The sequence below is a fragment of the Kordiimonas laminariae genome (assembly GCF_023008165.1).
Classification (GTDB): Bacteria; Pseudomonadota; Alphaproteobacteria; order Sphingomonadales; family Kordiimonadaceae; genus Kordiimonas; species Kordiimonas laminariae.
In genome coordinates this window covers 48,021-68,249 of the sequence record NZ_JAKQZA010000008.1, presented here as the reverse complement: position 1 = coordinate 68,249, position 20,229 = coordinate 48,021, and the positions used below count along the sequence as shown (strand labels likewise).

General features: G+C 47.1%; 17 protein-coding genes. 10 read left to right on the top strand and 7 right to left on the bottom strand.

Annotated features, from left to right (window positions below; all coding sequences use genetic code 11):
• The first annotated feature begins 104 nt into the window (after positions 1 to 104).
• A complete protein-coding gene (locus tag MF542_RS15145; RefSeq protein WP_247020964.1) occupies positions 105 to 776 on the top strand; it encodes a nitroreductase family protein in 672 nt (223 codons plus the stop codon).
• Here MF542_RS15145 and MF542_RS15140 read toward each other — a convergent pair.
• Positions 773 to 1,618, bottom strand: coding sequence for a MipA/OmpV family protein (locus MF542_RS15140; protein WP_247020962.1), 846 nt, complete (start codon positions 1,616 to 1,618; stop codon positions 773 to 775). The two genes, MF542_RS15145 and MF542_RS15140, sit on opposite strands and share 4 nt — an antisense overlap.
• 211 nt (positions 1,619 to 1,829) lie before the next feature.
• Positions 1,830 to 3,215, bottom strand: coding sequence for an MATE family efflux transporter (locus MF542_RS15135; protein ID WP_247020960.1), 1,386 nt, complete (start codon positions 3,213 to 3,215; stop codon positions 1,830 to 1,832).
• Between the two features lie 175 nt (positions 3,216 to 3,390).
• Between MF542_RS15135 and MF542_RS15130 the strand changes: the two genes are divergently transcribed.
• The 4 genes from MF542_RS15130 to MF542_RS15115 all read left to right on the top strand — a co-directional run bounded on the left by MF542_RS15130 (position 3,391) and on the right by MF542_RS15115 (position 8,407).
• Positions 3,391 to 5,142 (top strand): OPT family oligopeptide transporter, encoded by a 1,752-nt coding sequence (locus tag MF542_RS15130; protein WP_247020957.1) that lies wholly within the window; start codon positions 3,391 to 3,393, stop codon positions 5,140 to 5,142.
• Between the two features lie 11 nt (positions 5,143 to 5,153).
• Positions 5,154 to 5,693 carry a hypothetical protein gene (locus MF542_RS15125; RefSeq protein ID WP_247020955.1) on the top strand — a complete coding sequence of 180 codons (540 nt, stop codon included), beginning with the start codon at positions 5,154 to 5,156 and terminating at the stop codon, positions 5,691 to 5,693.
• Positions 5,694 to 5,827: 134 nt separating this feature from the next.
• Positions 5,828 to 7,105: a Xaa-Pro dipeptidase gene (locus MF542_RS15120; RefSeq protein WP_247020953.1), complete on the top strand. Its 1,278-nt coding sequence runs from the start codon at positions 5,828 to 5,830 to the stop codon at positions 7,103 to 7,105.
• A gap of 21 nt (positions 7,106 to 7,126) precedes the next feature.
• Positions 7,127 to 8,407 (top strand): M24 family metallopeptidase, encoded by a 1,281-nt coding sequence (locus tag MF542_RS15115; protein ID WP_247020951.1) that lies wholly within the window; start codon positions 7,127 to 7,129, stop codon positions 8,405 to 8,407.
• 132 nt (positions 8,408 to 8,539) lie between these two features.
• On the opposite strand, the gene MF542_RS15110 is transcribed toward MF542_RS15115, so the two are convergent.
• The 3 genes from MF542_RS15110 to MF542_RS15100 all read right to left on the bottom strand — a co-directional run bounded on the left by MF542_RS15110 (position 8,540) and on the right by MF542_RS15100 (position 11,134).
• Complete coding sequence (locus MF542_RS15110; protein ID WP_247020949.1) at positions 8,540 to 10,081, bottom strand: MFS transporter; 1,542 nt, start codon at positions 10,079 to 10,081, stop codon at positions 8,540 to 8,542.
• Between the two features lie 229 nt (positions 10,082 to 10,310).
• Entirely contained in the window at positions 10,311 to 10,517 is a 207-nt protein-coding gene (locus MF542_RS15105) for a cold-shock protein (RefSeq protein ID WP_247020947.1), read from the bottom strand.
• A gap of 224 nt (positions 10,518 to 10,741) precedes the next feature.
• Entirely contained in the window at positions 10,742 to 11,134 is a 393-nt protein-coding gene (locus tag MF542_RS15100) for an MAPEG family protein (protein ID WP_247020945.1), read from the bottom strand.
• A gap of 116 nt (positions 11,135 to 11,250) precedes the next feature.
• On the opposite strand from MF542_RS15100, the gene MF542_RS15095 reads away from it, so the two are divergent.
• From MF542_RS15095 to MF542_RS15080, 4 genes are read left to right on the top strand one after another with little or no spacing between them, the layout of a single operon-like run.
• A complete protein-coding gene (locus MF542_RS15095; RefSeq protein WP_247020943.1) occupies positions 11,251 to 12,129 on the top strand; it encodes a LysR family transcriptional regulator in 879 nt (292 codons plus the stop codon).
• A gap of 10 nt (positions 12,130 to 12,139) precedes the next feature.
• Positions 12,140 to 12,685 (top strand): NAD(P)H-dependent oxidoreductase, encoded by a 546-nt coding sequence (locus MF542_RS15090; protein WP_247020942.1) that lies wholly within the window; start codon positions 12,140 to 12,142, stop codon positions 12,683 to 12,685.
• On the top strand, positions 12,685 to 14,481 hold the full coding sequence (locus tag MF542_RS15085) for a monovalent cation:proton antiporter-2 (CPA2) family protein (protein WP_247020940.1): 1,797 nt from the start codon (positions 12,685 to 12,687) through the stop codon (positions 14,479 to 14,481). Before MF542_RS15090 ends, MF542_RS15085 begins: the two co-directional genes overlap by 1 nt.
• A gap of 33 nt (positions 14,482 to 14,514) precedes the next feature.
• Positions 14,515 to 14,802: a hypothetical protein gene (locus MF542_RS15080; RefSeq protein WP_247020937.1), complete on the top strand. Its 288-nt coding sequence runs from the start codon at positions 14,515 to 14,517 to the stop codon at positions 14,800 to 14,802.
• Positions 14,803 to 14,808: 6 nt separating this feature from the next.
• Here MF542_RS15080 and MF542_RS15075 read toward each other — a convergent pair whose 3' ends face one another.
• Entirely contained in the window at positions 14,809 to 15,474 is a 666-nt protein-coding gene (locus MF542_RS15075) for an RluA family pseudouridine synthase (RefSeq protein WP_247020935.1), read from the bottom strand.
• Positions 15,475 to 15,563: 89 nt separating this feature from the next.
• On the bottom strand, positions 15,564 to 18,428 hold the full coding sequence (locus MF542_RS15070) for a M16 family metallopeptidase (protein WP_281501735.1): 2,865 nt from the start codon (positions 18,426 to 18,428) through the stop codon (positions 15,564 to 15,566).
• 330 nt (positions 18,429 to 18,758) lie between these two features.
• On the opposite strand from MF542_RS15070, the gene MF542_RS15065 reads away from it, so the two are divergent.
• On the top strand, positions 18,759 to 20,096 hold the full coding sequence (locus MF542_RS15065; protein ID WP_247020931.1) for a methyl-accepting chemotaxis protein: 1,338 nt from the start codon (positions 18,759 to 18,761) through the stop codon (positions 20,094 to 20,096).
• Positions 20,097 to 20,229: the final 133 nt, after the last annotated feature.

Genomic DNA, 20,229 nt, shown 5'->3' with positions numbered 1-20,229 from the left:
ATATCCAACAGCGCATGTTAGCAAGCCCATGAGTTTGAAAGTGATTTGTGGAATATAAACATATTCTGCACAGTAATGGCGAGGGGCCATTTCGGGGAAGTGATATGAAAGCAGAAAAATTTGTACCTCTTGAAGGCTTTGACGTGAAGGATGGGGAAACCATGACTGCGCGTTCCAAAGAATTTTTCGAGATGATGAAAAACCGCCGCACGGTTCGGGAATACTCTGACAAGCCAGTCCCAAGGGAAGTAATTGAAAATGCGATCCTGACTGCGGGTCGGGCACCAAGCGGCGCTAACAAGCAACCGTGGCATTTTGCTGCTATTTCAAGTGATGAAGTCAAAGCTGCTCTCCGTGAAGCTGCAGAGGAAGAAGAGCGTGAATTTTATGGTGGGCGTGCTTCTGATGAGTGGCTCAAGGATCTGGAGCCGTTTGGTACGGATGCCAACAAGCCTTTCATTGAAACAGCACCCTGGTTGATTGCTGTATTCCGGGAAACATACGGTCTGGATTCGGAAACAGGTGAGCGTTCAACCAACTATTATGTGCATGAAAGCGTTGGTATTGCGTGTGGTTTCTTGCTTGCTGCTCTCCATAATGCGGGTCTTGCAACACTCACACACACACCGTCCCCAATGGGTTTCCTGAGCAAGATTTGTGGCAGACCAAACAATGAAAAACCTATTATGCTAATTGTGGCTGGTTACCCTGAAGAAGGCGTTCAGGTGCCGAACATTGATAAGAAGAGCCTCGAAGAAATCTCTACCTGGATTTAGAAGCTGAATACTAGGCCTGTACCCACGATAAACTGGTTGCTGGAACCTGCATCAGCAACCAGCGGGCTGTCTGAAGCACTCCCTACAATCTTGCCATATGATACAAGACCAACAAGGCGGGTGCTTTTATTGACAGTATAAGAACCAATTAAGTTGGTAGTGACATCATAAATACCAGATGAAGCCTGATACGTATCAAAGCCTTTTACGGAATTCTGAGCTTGCTGTTCTGTAATGCCAAATTGTGTCATGGCGGTTTGGTTGTCTTGCCAGCGAACGCGCGCACTTAAAAGCGCAACGAAATTTTCTGATTTATAGATACCATGTCCGGCGGTTACCTGGATGTTACTTTTGATGCCAGATCCCAAACCGTGGCGGTATTCGGCTGTCAGGAAGCCAGATTTATATTTCGCCCTTACATAACCACCTACTTCAAATGTAGTGTTAATATCGCCAAGGCCTTCAAGGAATGCGTTGGATTCTTCCGCACGGCCAAACCTTAGGTTCAAAAGGGGGCCAGCTTCAAAATGCTTGGTACGGATAGGGCTGAAAGTTAGTTTGCTACCAGATAAGCGCCAGCTATCTTTATAGCGAATATCAAGAAGCGGTACTGCTCTTAGAGCGTAGTTATCTGAACCAATGTAATCAGGGGTGAAGCCTACGCCGAATCCGATTTTCGCATTGACATTATCCAGACCAAGTTCATCTGGCCACAGAAGATCAACACCTTGCTGTAGCAGATCAACCGCACCACCCAAAACCTCGCTAACATTAAAATCATCAGCAGTGGATGGGGTACTTGCCAGTGTAATAAAGCTTAAAGCAGTGAGAGTTTTTTTCATTGCTGTTGTCCTGTATCTAGCGGGCAAAATGCTATCAATCCGATTAATAAGCCTGAATATTAAACTGCCTTAGAAAGGTAAATTTAAGGCAAATAGCGATAAAAATATGGCACTTGTTATTTGGCGCACAGATAATAGCTGTACGCGGAATGTCAAGAGTTGCCGCGGCATATAGGCCGTTTTATTCAGATTCCGAATATAACCTGATCTGTTAAGATTGCATCGTGGCTGGTTGTCGCACCAGATACACAAAACGTGCGATTTGAAGTATCCAGGAAACTACGACGCCTACAAATGTTCCGACCATCAGGCCCTTGAAGCCCATTTCAAGCGGGAAGGTAAAAATATAGCAGGCAGGTAGCATTACTGCGATGAAAGAAAAGCTCTGCAGGTAGGTTGGCCACCATGTTTCCTTAAAGCCTCGGAGCATCATAGCAGCCACCATTTGAGCAGCATCAAAAATCATCCCGAACGTTGCTACAAAAATCACAGGTATGAGAAGTTCAATAATGCGTATATCATTGGTGAATATCCCGAGAAGAGGGGCTGGGAACGCGTAAATTGCTGCAGAGAAGGTACCGCATACGATAAAATTCAGGATTATCCCGGAAATAGAGGCAAGAACTGTGTCTGCCTTGTCTTTACGAGAAAATGCAATGCCAACACGAACTGTGGTTGCCACACCAATGCCAATGGCAATCATGAGCGGAATACCAATCACCTGATAAATCACCCCGTGAGCTGCGAGAGGTACTGTACCAAGCCAGCCCGCAAATACTGCAAGGGCGCTGAAGGCAAGTACTTCAGCGGCGAGGGATACAGCAGACGCATATCCCATCTGGCGTTGATCAGACCATTCAGCCCATTTCTGCGTTACCTTTTCACGGATTTGGTATTTATCCTTGATGCTTGGCATAAACCAGATGTAGCCAAATACTGAAGCTGCCATAAACCAGCGTACAATTGTTGACGCCCAGGCTGAGCCCTCTGCGCCTAATTCTGGAAAGCCAAAATGGCCAAAGATTAAGGCATAGTTGAAGACCACATTTACGATGTTTGCAGCAATCATCATGTAAAAACCGACCTCCGCACGTTTGATGCCCTCTAAGAAAGATGTGCAGCAGAAGAAAAGCAGATGCCCCGGCAGGCCGATAGCCAGAATACGTACGAGAAAACCACTGGTTTCTGAATCGGTTTGACTTTGCCCTAAAAGTTCAAGCCAAAGAGGAGCAGGCAGACAGGCAGCGACAAGGAACAGGCTGATCAAAAGTGTGAAACTTAGGTTTCGTTTCCACACTTTACCGGCACCGTGGTAATCATCCATACCAATAGCATTGGCCGTGTATACAGTAACACCAGCCAATAGTCCCATGCCTACAACAAGTGTGAACATAATCACTGATTGGTTCGCTAGGTTAAGCCATGCCAGATGCTGCGTTGCATAGTGGCCCACCATAGCGATATCCACCATCGCAAGGCCGAACAGACCGATACGTGTCATAATTGCAGGCACTGCCAAACGCAGCAATTCGCTGAAGTGGCGCTTCAGGCGCTCACGTAACCACGCAAGGTTAATCTTGTTTTCTGCAGAAGACATGGGGCTTATCCTCAAAACCAACCTGATAGTGTAATTTTTGTTCTCAGGCTCGCAACTTTCTTATCATTATGTTACTGCTAGGCCTGTTTGGCGCAACATGCAAGGGCTGTTGTTCTTAGGGAGAGCAATTATATGCTGCGCCGTTTGTTGAATAACTTTCCGGGGGAGGGACAGCATGTCTGATCAGACTGCTTCTCAGGCTGGGCCAATTACAAAAGGCGCCTATCCTGAACTTACACCGCATGCAGTTATTGTGGGCTATTTCCTTGGCGCTATTATCGCGCTTTCAATTGGTTATGCTTCACTAAAACTGGGTTTCTCAATTGAAGGCTCTGAGCTTGCAGCTATTCTGGGCTTTGGTATTTTGCGGGGCATATTGCGCCGCCGTTCAATTGTGGAAAATAACGTAACGCAAACTGTGGCTTCCGCTGTGAATGGTGCATCGTCGGGGATGATGTTCTCTGTGCCTGCGATCTTCATTTTGGGTTACGGCTATGACTTTAACCCATATGTGTTGACGTTCGGGGCAATTGCAGGTGCTTTCCTCGGTATTGCATTCATCATTCCGCTCCGGAAGCAGATGATTGATTTTGAACGTTTCACATACCCGGGTGGTGTGGCGGTTGCCTCAATCCTTAAATCACCTGGTGCTGGTGTGGAGAAAGCGAAACTACTTATCGCTGGTGCACTGATTTCTGCTATTGTTTATTACTTCTCTGATGGTGCGAACCTCGAACTTTTCAATATGATCAATGGTGCGTTGGGTTCTGAAGTTTTGCCGCCATACTTGAATGGTGCTTGGTATATTTCACTGCTTACAATCGGTGTTGGTTTTATTGCTGGCCGGGGTGGTGTGGCTTTTATCATCGGTGGTTATGTATGTTACTGGCTATTGGCGCCGATGCTTGATCTTACAGGCATGTTGCCGGTGGTTGACGGCGTGAAGGTAACTGATCCGGGCACGCTCCGTGTAACTCTGTTCCGACCAACAGGTATTGGTATGCTTATCGGTGGTGCCGTGATCGGCGTGATGTTTGCACTGCCGCTCATTAAATCTGCCGTTAAGTCTATGCAGTCTTCAGCAAAGTCTGAAAGTGCAATGAGCGCTGATGAGATGCCGATTAAGCTTCTTTATATTGCTGTTGCCGGAGCTGCCATCCTTCTTGGCGTTATGGCGATTACAGCAAACGAGCAAGTTGGTTTTGCACGCGGTATTATGATGGCTATCCTTGGTACACTTTGGATATGGATGGCAGGTATTATTCTTTCGGAAGCCATTGGCCGCACGAACTGGTCACCACTCTCGGGGATGACGCTGATTGCGGTAACGCTCTTGATTATTATCACACAGAGCTTTGGCGGCATGGATACTGGCCCGGCGATTGTAGCAGCTATTACTGTGGGTGCTGCAACTTGTGTGGCCATGAGCCAGGCAACAGACCTGATGCTTGATCTTAAAACCGGTTATCTGGTGGGCGCAACACCGCGTATGCAGCAGATGGGGCAGTTCTTTGGTGCGTGGCTTGGACCGATCCTGATCATCGTATTGATTTTTGTGCTGCATGAAGCTTACGGTCTTGGTTCTGATGAACTTCCAGCGCCTCAAGGTGAAGCGCTTGCTTCTATGGTTAAGGGTATTACGGGCGGTGACGTACCAACTGAAAAATATATAGCTGGTGCAGCGCTTGGCGGTCTTTTAACCGCTTTGCAAGGTGGCCTCGGTATCACCGTTGGTCTCGGTTTCTATCTGCCGTTTAATATCGTATTGACATACAGCCTTGGCACACTTCTTCGCGAAATTTCTGATCGCAAGAAAGGTAAGGTTTGGTCTGATAACTACGGCATTCCAATTGCCGCGGGAATGATTGTGGGTGAAGCGCTTGTTGGCGTTGTGAAAGCTGTAATCATGATCGTGTCTGCGAGCTAAGGAGAAGAACAATGCAAATGTTAGCGAAATTACTTGTTGTTGTTGCTTTCCTTGCGGGTGCATATCTCACATCACTGCATCCAACAGAAGTTGACTGGACCGCCTTTGGCCCGATTGTTATTGCCGGTGCGCTAGGTGTGATTATGTCAAAGCGTCTGGAAGCAGCTGCCGCTAAAGATGATAGTGTGTTGGCTTCTAACCGGCAGGATCTTGAGGATAGCCTTAAAAATATCGTAAAAAATCTCTCAGATCTTGAGGGGCGGAAAGACAAAGTACCAACATATGATATGCGCTTTGAAATCGATAAATTGTTCAGGGAAGATCTGATCCGGTTTGCGGATGCCCGCGAAACAATGAAGCACCTTTATGGTGTTCAGGCCTATGCAGATGTTATGTCCAGTTTTGCTGCAGGCGAACGCTATATCAACCGGGTTTGGTCTGCCTCTACGGATGGTTATGTGGATGAAGTACTTACTTATGTGAGCAAATCCCTCAGTCAATTCAAGCATGCACAAGAAGAGTTCAATAAAGCTGTTTCAAGCGCACGCTGATCAACCACTAAATTAGGAAAAGCCCGGCTTCATATGATGCTGGGCTTTTTTATGCTCACGAAAATCTAAATAGACACAATAAGGCAGAGCCCTTAGGCTGCTGCAAACTTTACGCTTAAGGGCAGGGGGACATCATGAAAAATATACTGAAATCAACGTTGGCGGTGGCTGCAGTTTTTGCGGTGGCAGGTACAGCAATTGCCGATGAAACGGTTATCTACGCGGGCGCGGTTCTGGATGTTGCAAACGGCGATATGAAAAAAGACCAAACCATTGTGGTGCGTGATAACCGGATTGTTTCTATTTCTAAAACCGATGGCAGATCAGCGCCGAAAGATGCGAAGGTGATTGACCTTTCCGGTAAAACAGTTCTTCCGGGTTTGATGGATATGCATGTGCACCTCTCTGGTGATGCTGAAACACCGTTCCACTTGAGTATGACATACTCTATCCCGCGCCAAACTGTTGTTGCAGTGAAGAATGCAAAGAAAACCCTGATGGCTGGGTTTACTACCGTAAGAAATGTTGGCGCAGCGGGTTACAGCGTAATCGGCGTACGGGACGGCATTAACGCAGGTGAAATTGAAGGGCCGCGTATCTGGGCTGCAGGGCATTCCCTTGGTATTACGGGGGGGCACTGTGATAACAACTTCTTGCCACCAGAAATGAAGGTAACTTCCGGCGGTGTGGCAGACGGTACGGATGCTGTGCGCCAGAAAGTGCGTGAAAATATTAAATATGGTGCGAATGCAATTAAGCTTTGTGCAACGGGTGGTGTATTCTCTAAAGGCACTAAGGTTGGTATTCAGCAGTATTCTGTGGATGAAATGAAAGCTGCTGTTGAAGAAGCACACCGCCGCGGGGTAACTGTTGCTGCCCATGCTCATGGTACGGACGGCATTAAAGCCGCGATTGTGGCAGGTGTAGACAGTGTAGAACATGTAAGCTTCCTTGATGATGAAGGCGTTGAGCTGGCAAAGCGTTTTGGTACGTATTTCTCCATGGATATTTATAACACTGAATATACGCTTACGTTCGGCGAGCAGAATGGTGTACCGGAAGAGAATCTGAATAAAGAACGTCAGGTGTCCAAGCGTCAGCGTGAGAGTTTTACCAAAGCGGTTAAAGGTGGTGTGAATATGGTGTTTGGCTCCGATGCTGCTATTTATCCACATGGTGATAATCCAAAACAGCTATCTCGTATGGTGAAATTTGGTATGACCCCACTTCAGGCACTTCAGGCTGCTACGATGAATTCTGCGGCACTTCTCAAGCAGGAAAATGATTTGGGGCAGATCAAAGAAGGTTTCCTTGCAGATATCATCGCGGTGGATGGTGATCCTCTAAAAGATATCACTGTTCTGGAGAATGTATCTTTCGTGATGAAAGATGGCGATGTTTATAAAAAATAAGCCTATTGGGGGATCAAGGTTATGGATAAAAGAGATTTCTTGAAGCTTGCTGGCGCTGGTTTGGGTGCTGCGGCTCTTGTCGGTACATCACCTGCTTCTGGCGCGAATAAAACGGTTTCTGGCGAATTGGAAAATATCACCGGAGATGCAAAGCCAATCTCTACAGAAGAGCGAAAATCCCGGGTTGCCAGGGCACAAAAATTGATGCGGGAAAAGGGCATCGATGCCATCCTTCTGGAGCCGGGCTCAGCAATGCTGTATTTCACAGGTATTCGGTGGTGGCGAAGCGAACGCCTTACCTGTGTGGTTATTCCGCGTGATGGTGAAATTGGCATTGTTACACCGTATTTTGAAGAACCAAGTGTACGTGAAAGCATGACATTTGGCAGTGATGTGCGTACCTGGCATGAGCATGAAAATCCGTTTGAGCGTGTCGCTGGCATTCTCAAAGACCGTGGTATTACATCTGGTAAGATTGGTTTTGAAAGCACAGTGCGTTTTTTCATCATGGATGGGTTCAGAAATGCTGCTTCCAAGTATGAGGTTGTGTCGGCTGATCCTATCACTCTTGGATGCCGGATGCATAAATCCAAAGCTGAACTCAAGCTGATGCATAAAGCCAATGAAATTACACTCAGAGCTTACGGTGAAGTTTGGGACAAGCTTGAAAAAGGCATGACCCCGGATGATATCAAAGCTCTGATGCGTAAAGCACAGGCAGACCTAGGTGGTTCTGGTATCTGGGGATTGGCGCTTCTAGGGGAGGCTTCCGCCTATCCACACGGTACAGACCAACCGCAAGAGCTTACTGAAGGCAAGATTGTATTGATGGATTGCGGCTGTAGTGTGCACGGCTACCAATCAGATATTTCTCGAACCTTTGTGTTTGGTGAAGCTTCAAAACGTCAGCGTGAAGTGTGGGATACTGTTCGCAAGGGGCAGGATATCGCGTTTGAAACCGCAAAACTTGGTACGCCTGCTGGTCATGTAGATGATGCAGTTCGCCGATATTATGAAAGTAAAGGTTATGGACCGGGTTATAAAACGCCTGGCTTAAGTCACCGAACTGGTCATGGTATTGGTATGGACGGGCATGAGAGTGTGAATTTCGTCCACGGTGAAACCACAAAACTGGCGTCTGGTATGTGTTTCTCAAATGAACCGGGTATCTATATTTTTGGTGAATTTGGTGTGCGTCTGGAAGATTGTATCTACATGACAGAGAACGGACCGCAGTGGTTTACTAAACCCCCGCAATCTATAGAACAACCTGTGGGAAAGTTGGGGCCAAAAATTCCTTAAAAACCTAAATTTTTTATAGGTAGAAATCCCCTATGATTGAAGGCATCTTCAATGGGGTCAGAACGATACTGACATATTTGGGGCGTGCCTTCTGGATGGGGGAGACACGCCCGTTTTTTTGCTTAAGCCTTGTTATGCTTCCTGCATTTTTGCCACGCGGTAGGTCCATTTACCGTAGGCATACATGCCAAGGGCTGAAATCAATCCTACGATACCCATAACATACCAAACAGTACCAACGGCGTTAGCGGCATACATTTGTTCTGTCAGTGTGCCTGCGCTTTGTCCGGTAAGCATCAACAGTTTATCAAACGCTTCACCGATCGGAACTGCAGCTACATCTGCTTCAGTCATGCCGTTTTCCAACAACATTTTACGTGAAATCTGTTCTTTGGATGAAAACTCACCATAGAGATATGGCCCTAGATAGCTCTCAATCGTCCAGCCAAGGCCGATAGGGAGCTGTGTGAAGCCAAGGTACATGGCTTTTTTCTCGCGCGGCGCGATGTTTGCCAGATATTCACTACTTTTCGGGCTTGAAAGCATTTCACCGAAGGAGAAAATAACCACGCCGATAAAAATGATCCACGCAAAGTTAAATCCGCCGAAAATGATCAATGCACTTGAGGCAAGGAAGGTACCGATAGCCATAGAGTTTGTGGCTCTGATCTTGCCGCTCAGGCCAGCTACGATAAAGCAGGTGAACATAATGAGGATGGCATTAATATTCACTAGGCCCTCAGGCATAACCGCTGTGCCTTCCTGATTCATTCCCCAGAAGAACTTCCAGAAACCGCTGTCCGTTCCGCCTTCACCAAAGATTTGTGAAACCATGGTTGTGGTATCCACCCAATCACGGAAATACAGTGGTGCTACATCCCAGAAGGTCCAAAGCATAAACCAGAAGCCAGAGAAGAGAACGACGTACCAGATAAGAACAGGGTTGGAGAGTTCTTTGATACTGTCGCGCCACAGGCTTTCTTCTTTTACTTCACCGGCTTTGACTTTAGCACGGTGTGCAAGGCGTTCTTCTTTATCCGGCTCTTTATACATGAGAAGTAGAATGAAATTGAGCGAGATAATCGCGGCGCACGCGAAGAACAGATAGTCCCATGAAAGCTGACGCAGGGCTACGGCGACCATTGGGCCAAGTGCACCGCCGATGTTAACTGTCTGGTAGAAAATCCCCCAAGCCATGGAGCTGTTATGCCGTCCCGTAGATTTGGAAATAGTACCCTGTAAACCTGGTTTGAAAATCCCGGTGCCAAACGCCAGAACAACAGCGCCTGATGCAAAGCCCCAGAATGAGGGGAAAAAGCCCATCAACAGATATCCAAGAATTTTGAAGATTGTTGAGGCGAAGATTGTTTCTTTATAGCCGATCCGGTCGGAAATGCCGCCGGTTAGAACAGGCACAAATGTTTGTACAATAGCCCAGATCAGGAAAATAAGGCCAAGGTCACTTTCTACTAGCCCGAGGCCACCGTTGGCCACAGAGTCTGTTACATAAAGTCCTGTGCTTTGGCGAACTCCATAGAATGCGAGGCGTTCTACCATTTCCATACCGCCGCATATCCAGAAAACATAGGATAAGCTTGCGATGGCTGCAAAGATACCCAGCTGTTCAACATCCTTTACAGTTGTTGTTTGCTGGTTTTCATTTTCTTGAGACATAACCACCCTTTTATTGATTTATGTTTCGCCTCATGGGTGGGCGAAATTTATTGAGGCTAAATAGAAAGGGTATTAGAGCGCCCGTCAATGCCAATAAGCTAAAAGGTGCTTTCACTAAGGTGGATGGGTGTTACTAAATTTAGAGAAGTTGTGGCGAAACCCACTTGGATAACAGGCACAAAAAAAGGAGCGGTGTAACGCTCCTTTCGAATCTTTATGAACTTAAAGCTTATGCAAGCTCTAGGTTGCCAGCAGACATACGGCCGCGGCGATCTTCTACGAGTTCATAAGTAATTTTCTGGTCGTCTTCTAGAGACTTCAGGCCAGCAGCTTCTACAGCTGAGATGTGAACGAACACATCGTTGCCGCCATCTTCAGGTTTAATAAAGCCAAAGCCTTTTTGTGTATTAAACCATTTTACAGTACCGTTTGCCATTGTGTGGCTCCTTTAAAGTAGCGAGTATGAATGGAAACAGTCTGTAACCAAGTCAATAGTGTCGCAGTCAAAATAGTATCAACCCTCAATAAAAAGGCTGATGCGCTTAAGATAAGAGTTCTTGAGTGAGAGTCCAGCGCCAAAACATTAAATTTCTATGAGAGTTTTCTTGCAAGCTTTTAAAAGTGTTGCAGAAAAATACCACTTTCCGCCCTTGGGTAGTGTCAGGACAGAAGTGTCCAAAATATCGCAAGTGAAGAACCAAGGATGGAAACTATAGTGCCAAGTGCGCCAAAGGCTCTAAAAAAGGCTGGGGTTTCTGAAGCTGAAAATGCAATCACATGGGATATTCGCGCTGTTACAAATAGAATAGCAAAAATCACTACGAGTATTTTAGATGCATTCGATATTTCAAGAAGAGTTAATAAAATCAAAAAGATAGGCGCATTTTCTGTCAGGTTACCGTGTCGTCTTATCTTGCGGAGTAACTCGGTATTACCGTTATCACCGATTGGGACGCCGATTTGGCCACGGGCTCGGCCCACCGGTATCATGAGAGAGATTTGAAGCATGCCGAGAAGAGCGGCAGCGAACGGTGTGATGAAAAGCGTATCCATTTTGAGGCATCCCTTAAAATTTCTGATTTCTTTCATATACAGGCGCAAATTTAATCCGGAAGTCATTGAATATGGATGTGTGTGGTCCATATATGGACCACTGGAGGTGGCCGACAATGAATTGGGATGATGTAAAATATTTTCTGGCAGTGGCAGAAGCACCTTCTATGCGGGTGGCTGCAAGCTCTTTGAAGGTTAGTCACAGCACCGTCGCGCGGCGTATTGATGCGCTTGAGGGTGAGCTAGGTGTTCGTCTTTTCGACCGTATGCCAAGCGGTTATCAGTTAACTGCTGCAGGGGAAGAATTGATGCCTGTTGCTTTGGGCGTGGACGAATCGCTCCATTCTTTCGGGCGTCATATCGCAGGGCGTGATAACGAACTGGCTGGCCAGGTGTGCGTTACAGTGCCAGATATTTTCGCGCTTGAGCTGATGATGCCTTACTTTGAAGAATTCATGCTTGAGTATCCAGATATTCAATTGAAGATCAGTGATTCCTTTGAAGTATTTGATTTGTCTCGCCGGGAAGCAGACATTGCCTTGCGTTTCACCAAGAATCCTCCGGATCATTTAATTGGCTGTAAAATCGGGCGCGTGAAACAGGCTGTTTATGGCCGGGCAGATTACATTAAAAAGTATGACCTTATGGACCCGTCTTCTGGTGCTGGCTGGATTGGTTGGGGGACACCCGAAGAGAAACCACACTGGTTAAAGAAAACGCCTTATCCGCACCTTCCGCTAAATTGCCATTTTAATAACGTGCTCTTGCAACAGCAGGCTGTGAAACGTGGTTTAGGGTTGGGTTATTTTCCGTGTTTTTTAGGGGACACAGAAGAAAATCTTGTTAGATTAAGTGAACCTGAAGGGTATTATGATATGTGGTTGCTATCCCATAAGGATTTACGCGGTGCTGCCAGAATGCGGGCTTTCCGGCAGTTTGTGATCTCTAAAATACCCCCAATAAAGGCCGCCCTTGAGGGTGCTTTGACGACATAGAAAGTTAAATGTGACTAAAAAAATTGCTCTCATTTACGCACATCCTGCGCCGAATAAATCCAAGGTGAATAAATATCTGCTGCAGGCGGTTCAGTATGCCGAACATGTGGTGGTGCGTGATCTTTATGAGCTTTATCCTAACATGTTTATTAATGTAGATGCCGAACAGCAGCTACTTGTTGAGAGCGATGTCATTATTTTCCAGTTTCCAATTTATTGGTTCAGTAGTCCGGCTATTTTGAAAGAATGGATGGACCGAGTCCTTTCCGGCGGCTTTGCCTACGGAGCCACGAACCAGCTTGCAGGGAAAGAACTAATGCTCTGCGTAACAACTGGGGGAACTGAGGATAGTTACCAAGAGGGCGGCAGACATGGTGCACCGCTTGATGTCTATCTTCAGCCGTTTAAACAAACCGGGCTTTTCTGTAAAATGAAGCTGCTTCCAGATTTTATTGTGCAAGGCGTGGGAGATATGTCCGCCGGCGAGGTGGCCATCGCGGGCCAGCAGTATCAGAAAATTATCCATGAACTTGGCAAGGGAAGAGGGCAGAGCTGATGGAACTACAGTCTGATTTCCTGCATACGGCAGTTATCTATCTTGGGGTGGCTGTTATTGCTGTGCCGCTTTTCAAGCGGCTCGGGCTAGGGGCGGTTCTTGGGTATATGGTTGCCGGTATTATTATCGGTCCACAAGGTTTTGATATTGTTCATGAGGTAGACCCAACACTGAATTTCAGTGAACTGGGGGTGGTGCTTCTGATGTTCCTGATCGGGCTTGAGCTAAACCCAGCGAAATTATGGCAGCTTAGGAAGCCAATCTTTGGCCTTGGTACAGCGCAGGTGGCCCTCAGTATTGCTGTCTTGATGGCGGCAGGCATGATGATGGGACACGGTTTCGCGGTGGCGTGTGCGGCTGCAGTGGCACTGGCGCTTTCTTCTACATCAACCGCTATGCAGGCCCTTGAAGAACGAGGGCTATCCAACACTACCGTGAGCCAGTCTTCCTTCTCAGTGCTGCTCTTTCAGGATTTGGCAGTGATTCCCATCCTTGCTTTTGTGCCGCTTCTTGGGATGGGCGCGTCTGCGGAACCAACATCATATGAAGATGTGCTCAAAACATTTGGTGTGTTTGTAGGCTTTATCATCGGCGGTCGTTATTTGTTGCGGCCTGTATTCCGTCTGATTGCAGAAACCAAAATTCGCGAGTTATTCACTGCGTTTTCTCTTCTGCTGGTTATCGGTTCCGGCCTCTTAATGGAAGCGGTAGATATTTCCATGGCGCTGGGGACGTTTCTTGCGGGTGTGCTACTTGCAGAATCAGAATACAGGCACGAGTTGGAGTTAAACATCGAGCCCTTTAAAGGGCTGCTTCTTGGTTTGTTCTTTATGGCGGTTGGCATGTCGGTGGATCTATCGATCCTGTTTGACAGACCGCTGGTGATTCTGGCGATTGTCGCTGGCTTTATGTTGCTTAAGGGAATTGTGATTTACCACTTGGGTACTATGGCAGGGCTTACGCGGTCTGACCGTGTGTTGTTCGCGCTTCTGCTGGCACAAGGTGGTGAATTTGCTTTTGTGGTAGTGGCCCTTATCCAGTCGCTGGGCATTGTAGATGTAACATTTGCGAGTGAGCTGGTGCTTATTGCATCTTTATCCATGTTCATCACACCGTTCCTGCTGCTTCTTAATGAGAAAATCATCATGCCGCGCTTTAATATCAGTACGGTGCAGGAAAGTGATATCGAGCGGAATGAAGGCCATGTGATTATCGCAGGCTATGGCAGGTTCGGGCAAATTGCCGGGCGGGTGATGCTCTCCCGAAAAATTCCTGTAACAGTTATCGACCATGATCCAAACCATATTGAGTTCCTGCGCAAGTATGATTTCAAAGTGTTTTACGGTGATGCTACCCGTATTGATCTTCTTGAATCTGCGGGGGCTGATAAAGCCAAACTTCTTATTCTCGCCATGGATGATCAAACCGCAGTGCAAGAAACGGCTGCTATGGTGAAACGTTATTTCCCAGAACTGCCTATTCTGGCGCGGGCCAGAAACCGGATGGATTTGAACCGCCTGAAGATGGCGGGGGTGAAAGCAAGCAGACGGGAGACATTCTCCTCCGCACTTGAGATTGCGGAGCTTGCGCTTGTGGAATTAGGTTACGGGGCGAGGGAAGCGCATCAAACGGTTCTTCGCTTCCGCCACTATGACGAAAAGAATATCGCGGGTGCTGCCGAGTTTATGGAGGATGAAAAATCCATGATCAATTATGCAAAACGTACGCGCGCCCAGCTTGAAGAAGTTATGAGCAGTGATCAGGAAGAGCTTTCCAATTCTGATAAAGCTTGGTAAAGCCCTCGCGAAACTTATTGAAAAGGATTCCTCATGCGTAAGCTTGATGTAACAGTCTTGAAGAACGGCGAAACATTCCTGCACGGCACGTTTGATGTTGCGGACGGCGACTATGAAATCGTGAAGGGCTTGATGGATCAGGTTGATATGGATCACGGTCAGGCGGCTTCACTTCTCGCTGGCTTCATGCATGCAAAAGATGTTGGGAGTGTAACCGACGATATGGGAAAAATCGCTATGATCGCGACTGTCTACATGCTTGAGGCTGGTGAAACAGCTATCGAAATCCCGCTTGAAAGCGTTGAAGGCTTGCCTTCCTAGTCGAGATTAAAAAGGCTCTGGTGCTTCAAAAGTAACTTCTTCACCCGTACGCGGGTGAAAGAGCGTATATGTTTTAGCATGCAGCTGCAGACGATCAGCCCCATCATGGGCTTCACCTTCCGCATACAGATTATCACCAAGAATAGCATGCCCTAAAACTAGCGAGTGAACACGCAGTTGGTGGGAGCGGCCGGTAATAGGGGTGAACTGAACACGAGTAGCCTTTTTTTCGCGTTCCAGTACTTTCCAGTGAGTTACTGCTTTTTTCCCGCGCTCATAACATACCATCTGTTTCGGGCGATTTGGCCAATCACAGATAAGCGGTTCATCTACCGTACCTTCTTCCCCATCAAGATGACCAAAAAGGCGGGCGATATATGTTTTACCTGTTTTCCTGCGCTCAAATTGTTTGCTGATATGTACATGGGCTTCTTTATTAAGCGCCATGATAATCACACCAGATGTTTCCATATCAAGCCGATGAACAATAGTAGCCGTTGGGTACTTTTCTGCGGCGCGTGATGCCAGACAATCAGAAAGATATTCATACCGCCCGGGCACGGTCAGGATGCCGCTCGGTTTATTAAGTACAAGGATATCCTTATCGGCGTAGATAACGTCGATATATGGTTCCATTGGCGGATGATATTCACTGAGTGTATGCAAATTCATGGGGCGGGGTTTAACGGGGTTTTATGCTGAGCACAACAAAAAAGGCCGGGATACCCCGGCCTTCCTGTGTTTTCTATAAGAAGCTCTGGTTATTCAGAAGTTGGGTTCAGAAGAACCGGATCACCAAAACCAAGCTCCTTAAGACGTTCCATCTGAGTAGATGCATCACCCACAATCACATAGTGCATTGCTTGGGGGCGGATATAATCTGTAGCCAGTTTCTGGATATCATCCACTGTTACACCTTCCAGATAATTGGCACGCTGCTGTGCATAATCCGATGGCAGGCCAAATACGCTGATGCTGCGGAGCATGCCCAGTTTTGCACCTTGGGTTTCAAAAGCACGTGTCTGGCTTTTTGAAAGGAAGCTTTTGGTTACACCCAGATCTTCATCTGTGAAGGTCGAACCATAATTAGTGAGAATATCTTTCACCAAATCTGTTGCTTCAAGTGTCACATTTGAACGTACACCGGAACCGATCTGGAAGAAGCCGTTGGTTTTACTGCCTTGGAACCCTGAACGGATACCGTAAGTGTAGCCTTTGCCTTCACGAAGTTCTTGTGTGAGGCGAGAGGCGAAACCGCCGCCGCCAAGGATATAGTTCATTACCGTTGCTGGGTACAGTTCAGTGTCACCCGCTTTCGGGCCGGAGTAACCAAAGCGCAGAACTGATTGTTTCGCACCAGGAACGTTATAGAAGTATACTTTGGATTCTGATGGATCAGCTGCCATTGCGTAGCTTGGAATGCTTACTTCTTTTGCCGCCCAATCAGTGCCGAGACGTGCTGCTGCCGCTTTCACTTCAGCGTCTGTTACCGCGCCAACCACATGTAGTTTTGCAACAGATGGTGAAATGTTTGCTGCGTAGAAAGCCTTAAGATCATCAAGTGTGATGTTTGCAAGCGTATCAGCAGAGCCCATGATGTTGCGGGACAGGATGTTATTTTCCCCATAAACAATCTTACCAAATTCCTCAGCAGCGATTGCATTCGGGTTGGATTTTGCCTGTGTCAGCTGGCTGTCGATCCGCAATTTCGCCAGATCAAACTCCTCAGCATCCCAGCGCGGCTCCAGCATCATCTCTGCGACAATTGTCATTACCGCATCAAAATTACGGGAAAGGGTTTCACCGCGCAGGCGAATGCTTTCACTACCTGCTGTAATATTCACAGAGGCACCAAGGGACTGAAGTGCTTTTTCAAGCTCTGCGGTTGTGCGGTTAGCTGTGCCTTTATTCATCATTTCTGCAACAAGGTTGGCAGTGCCTGTTTTCTCAAACGTATCAAGTAGCTGGCCACCTTCAATTGTCAGGTCAAATTGAACAACCGGGATTTCACGGTCTTCAATGCCGTAAACCTTGAGGCCGTTATCCATGCCTGCTTCCCAAAGTGTTGGTGCTTTAACAACAGGTGTTTCACCATATGGCGGCTCAACGGAACGGTCGAAGGAGGAAGGTGTTTTTTCGTAAGTGGCAACCACGTTCGGATCAACAGCTTGTTCTGCGCCCTGAACGATTTTTTCTTCCACCACATTCGCGAGTTCAGCACCAGCAAGCGCAAGTTCTTTCTGGCCTTTAGGTACAAAGCTTGTGGCTACAAACGGCTGACCTTTGATGTATTTACCGTACACCCGCATTACGTCTTCTTTGGTTACGCCTTTAATACGTGCAAGGTCTGTATCAATATAGCCTGGGTCACCAAGATACACATCATACTGTGCAAGCTGGAAACCTTTACCGAGCACACTTTGGATACCACTGTAGAAATCTACCTCGGCCTGCGTTTTGATACGGTTCAGATCAGCGTCTTTGATGCCGTCTGCTTCAAATTTAGCAAAGGCCTCATCAATAGCTGTTTTCACATCATCCAGTTTCGTGCCCGGGTTCGCGCGTACGCCCAAAGTCATCTGTCCAGCTACTTCAGATTCGTATGGGAACATAAAGAGTGTGCTTGTCAGTTTCTTATCATCAATCAGCACTTTGTTAAGAGGAGCATCCTTGCCCTCCGTCAGCAAACTATTAAGAACCGCAAGCGGGTAGCTATCAGCATCATAAACGGGCACTGTTGGCCAAGTCATTGTTAGCTGCGGCAGGCGTGCGAAGTTATCTTCCCAGTAATAGCTCTTGGTTTCAGGAAGCACACCAGCCTGCCTTGGCTGTTTTGCAACATCCTCACCGCGTGGGATTTCACCAAAATATTTCTCAACCCATTCTTTGGCCTGTTCAACATCGAAATCACCAGAGATGGTAAGTGTTACGTTGTTTGGCACATACCAGCGGCGGAAGAATTCTTTCACATCTTCCAGAGTTGCAGCGTCCAGATCTTCAAGGGAACCGATTACTTGCCAGTTATACGGATGGCCTTCCGGATAAAGTGCTTTGTCTGTCACATACTGTGAATGGCCGTATGGGCGGTTATCAACGCTTTGGCGCTTTTCGTTTTTAACAACCTGCTTTTCTTTGGCGAGCACAGGGTCAGTCACAGTATTAATGAACCAGCCCAGTTTATCCGCTTCTGCCCAGATCATTTTTTCAAGCGCGTCTTTAGGTACTGTCTGGAAATAATTGGTGCGGTCTCTGCTTGTGGAACCGTTGGCCCCAGACCCGCCGATACGAGCGCTCATCTGATCAAGACCACCTTTGCCGAGGTTTTCAGATTCGAGGAACAGCAGATGCTCAAAAAGATGTGCAAAACCAGTGCGGCCTTCTTTCTCACGCGCTGAACCAACATGGGCGGTGAGCGCAACCGCAACAACCGGGTCTGAACGGTCAATATGGAGAATGGTTTTAAGACCGTTATCCAGCGTGAAGGTTTCGTAAGCTACAAGTGTATCAGATTTAACATCCGCCGCTGTTTCTGCCCCTGCTGGTGTTTTGTTTTGTGAGCTTGTTTGTGCATCCCCACATGCTGCAAGAGTGAAAATACCTGCTGCGATCGTAGCTGATTTTAGCATAGTGCTGGCATTCAGCACGTTCATAAGCTGTTTCACGTTGTCCTCCCAATGAAACTATTTGGCATAATTTCTAAGAGATGCATCAAGGTGGCGCCAGTAGAAAAACAAAATTGTTACTATGGTTTAGGGCATGATTAGGTCCGAATTCTCAATTCCGCTACCTCAAAAGACAAATTTAGCTCCGTTTGTCTTGCTCATTTGATGCAAATCAATTTCTAGTTGGGTGTTTCTTGGTTTTAACAAACCGCAGCTACAGGGAAGCAGTGGTTTTGCAAAGTTTATCAGCCGCTACTGTAGGCATTGGGGACAAAGATATGAACGAGGTGTTGTATGGAGGGATCAATTCTTCAAGGCGGTGCTGATTTGCATAGCATTGAAAGCACAATCGATAAATTGATAGCTGGTAATTTTTCAGAAGTGCCAGAAGGTACATGTGCGATTACACGAAAACTGAAGCAGTTGGCAGACACCAACGTGGCACGGGTTGCGCGCAACCTTGAACGTACCGTTGATATGTCAATCACTGCAAACAAAGGTGTTTCTGGCGTCGCGGAAATGATGAGGGAAATCCGCGAAGTGGATTATCAGTCGCAGAGCATTGCGGCAGCAGTGGAAGAGTTAGCAGTATCTGTCCACAATATTTCAGATTCGTCCGCCCAGGCTGCAGAAGAAGTAAGCTACGTCGCGGAAAGTGCGGCTGCGGGCATGGATGCTGCAACGAATGCTAAGCAGACGATGGAAGAAATAAGTTCCGCCGTAAAAGAAGCAGCAGGCAAGGTACAGCAGCTGTCAGCCGCATCTGAGCAGATCGGTACGATTGTTAAGGAAATCGAGGATATCGCCAAGCAAACTAACCTTTTGGCCCTAAATGCAACGATTGAGGCTGCGCGTGCAGGAGAAGCGGGTAAAGGGTTTGCGGTTGTTGCTTCAGAAGTAAAAAATCTTGCGAACCAGACCGCTATGTCTACCGTGAATATCCGTGACCGAATTGAAAACCTGAGAGCTGAGATGACGGGTATTGTTTCAAGCATGCAGGAAGGTGAAAATAAAGCGTCACAGGGCCAGCAGGTTATTGCCAAATCTGCTGATGAAATGGTGCGAATTTCCGAGCAGGTTGATGTGGTAAATGGCCGTATTCAGGAAATTACCGATATTCTTGGTCAGCAATCTGAAGCTTCGCAGGAGGTATCGAGCGGTGTTACCACAATAGCTCGGATGAGTACCCAGAATGTAAACACTGTGGAACAGGTGATTGGTGTACTTGAAGAAACTGAAGCCCCAATTATGGAAGCCATCAATGATCTGGTTGCCCGTGGTGGGAAAACAGCAACAGTTTATGCAGCAAAATCTGATCACATGATCTGGATGCGCAAGCTGGCTCAGATGCTTGCAGGGCGGGCTATTCTGGAGCCGACAGAACTTGCAGATCACCGTAGTTGCCGTATGGGGAAATGGTATGAAAACCAGACTGACCCGAGGTTTACAAACTTACCTGAATGGCAGGAAATTCTTGAACCACATCGGCTTGTTCATGCGCGAGGCATTCAGGCAGCAAAACTTTATAAGCAAGGGGATTTAGAAGGCGCTATTCAGGCGGTGCGAGAAGCTAATGATGCTTCTGGTGAGGTTATGCGGCTTCTTTCTGTAATCGGACGAAAGTCTAAATAAATCATATAATACAACAGTGTACATAAAGCAGTGGCATTTTTACCGCTGTTTTATGTTTGGTTAACGAGCGTGACGGACGTCACGATACAATCTTAGAACCTATGGTATCCACAATTCGTTGTTTTGTGCCTGT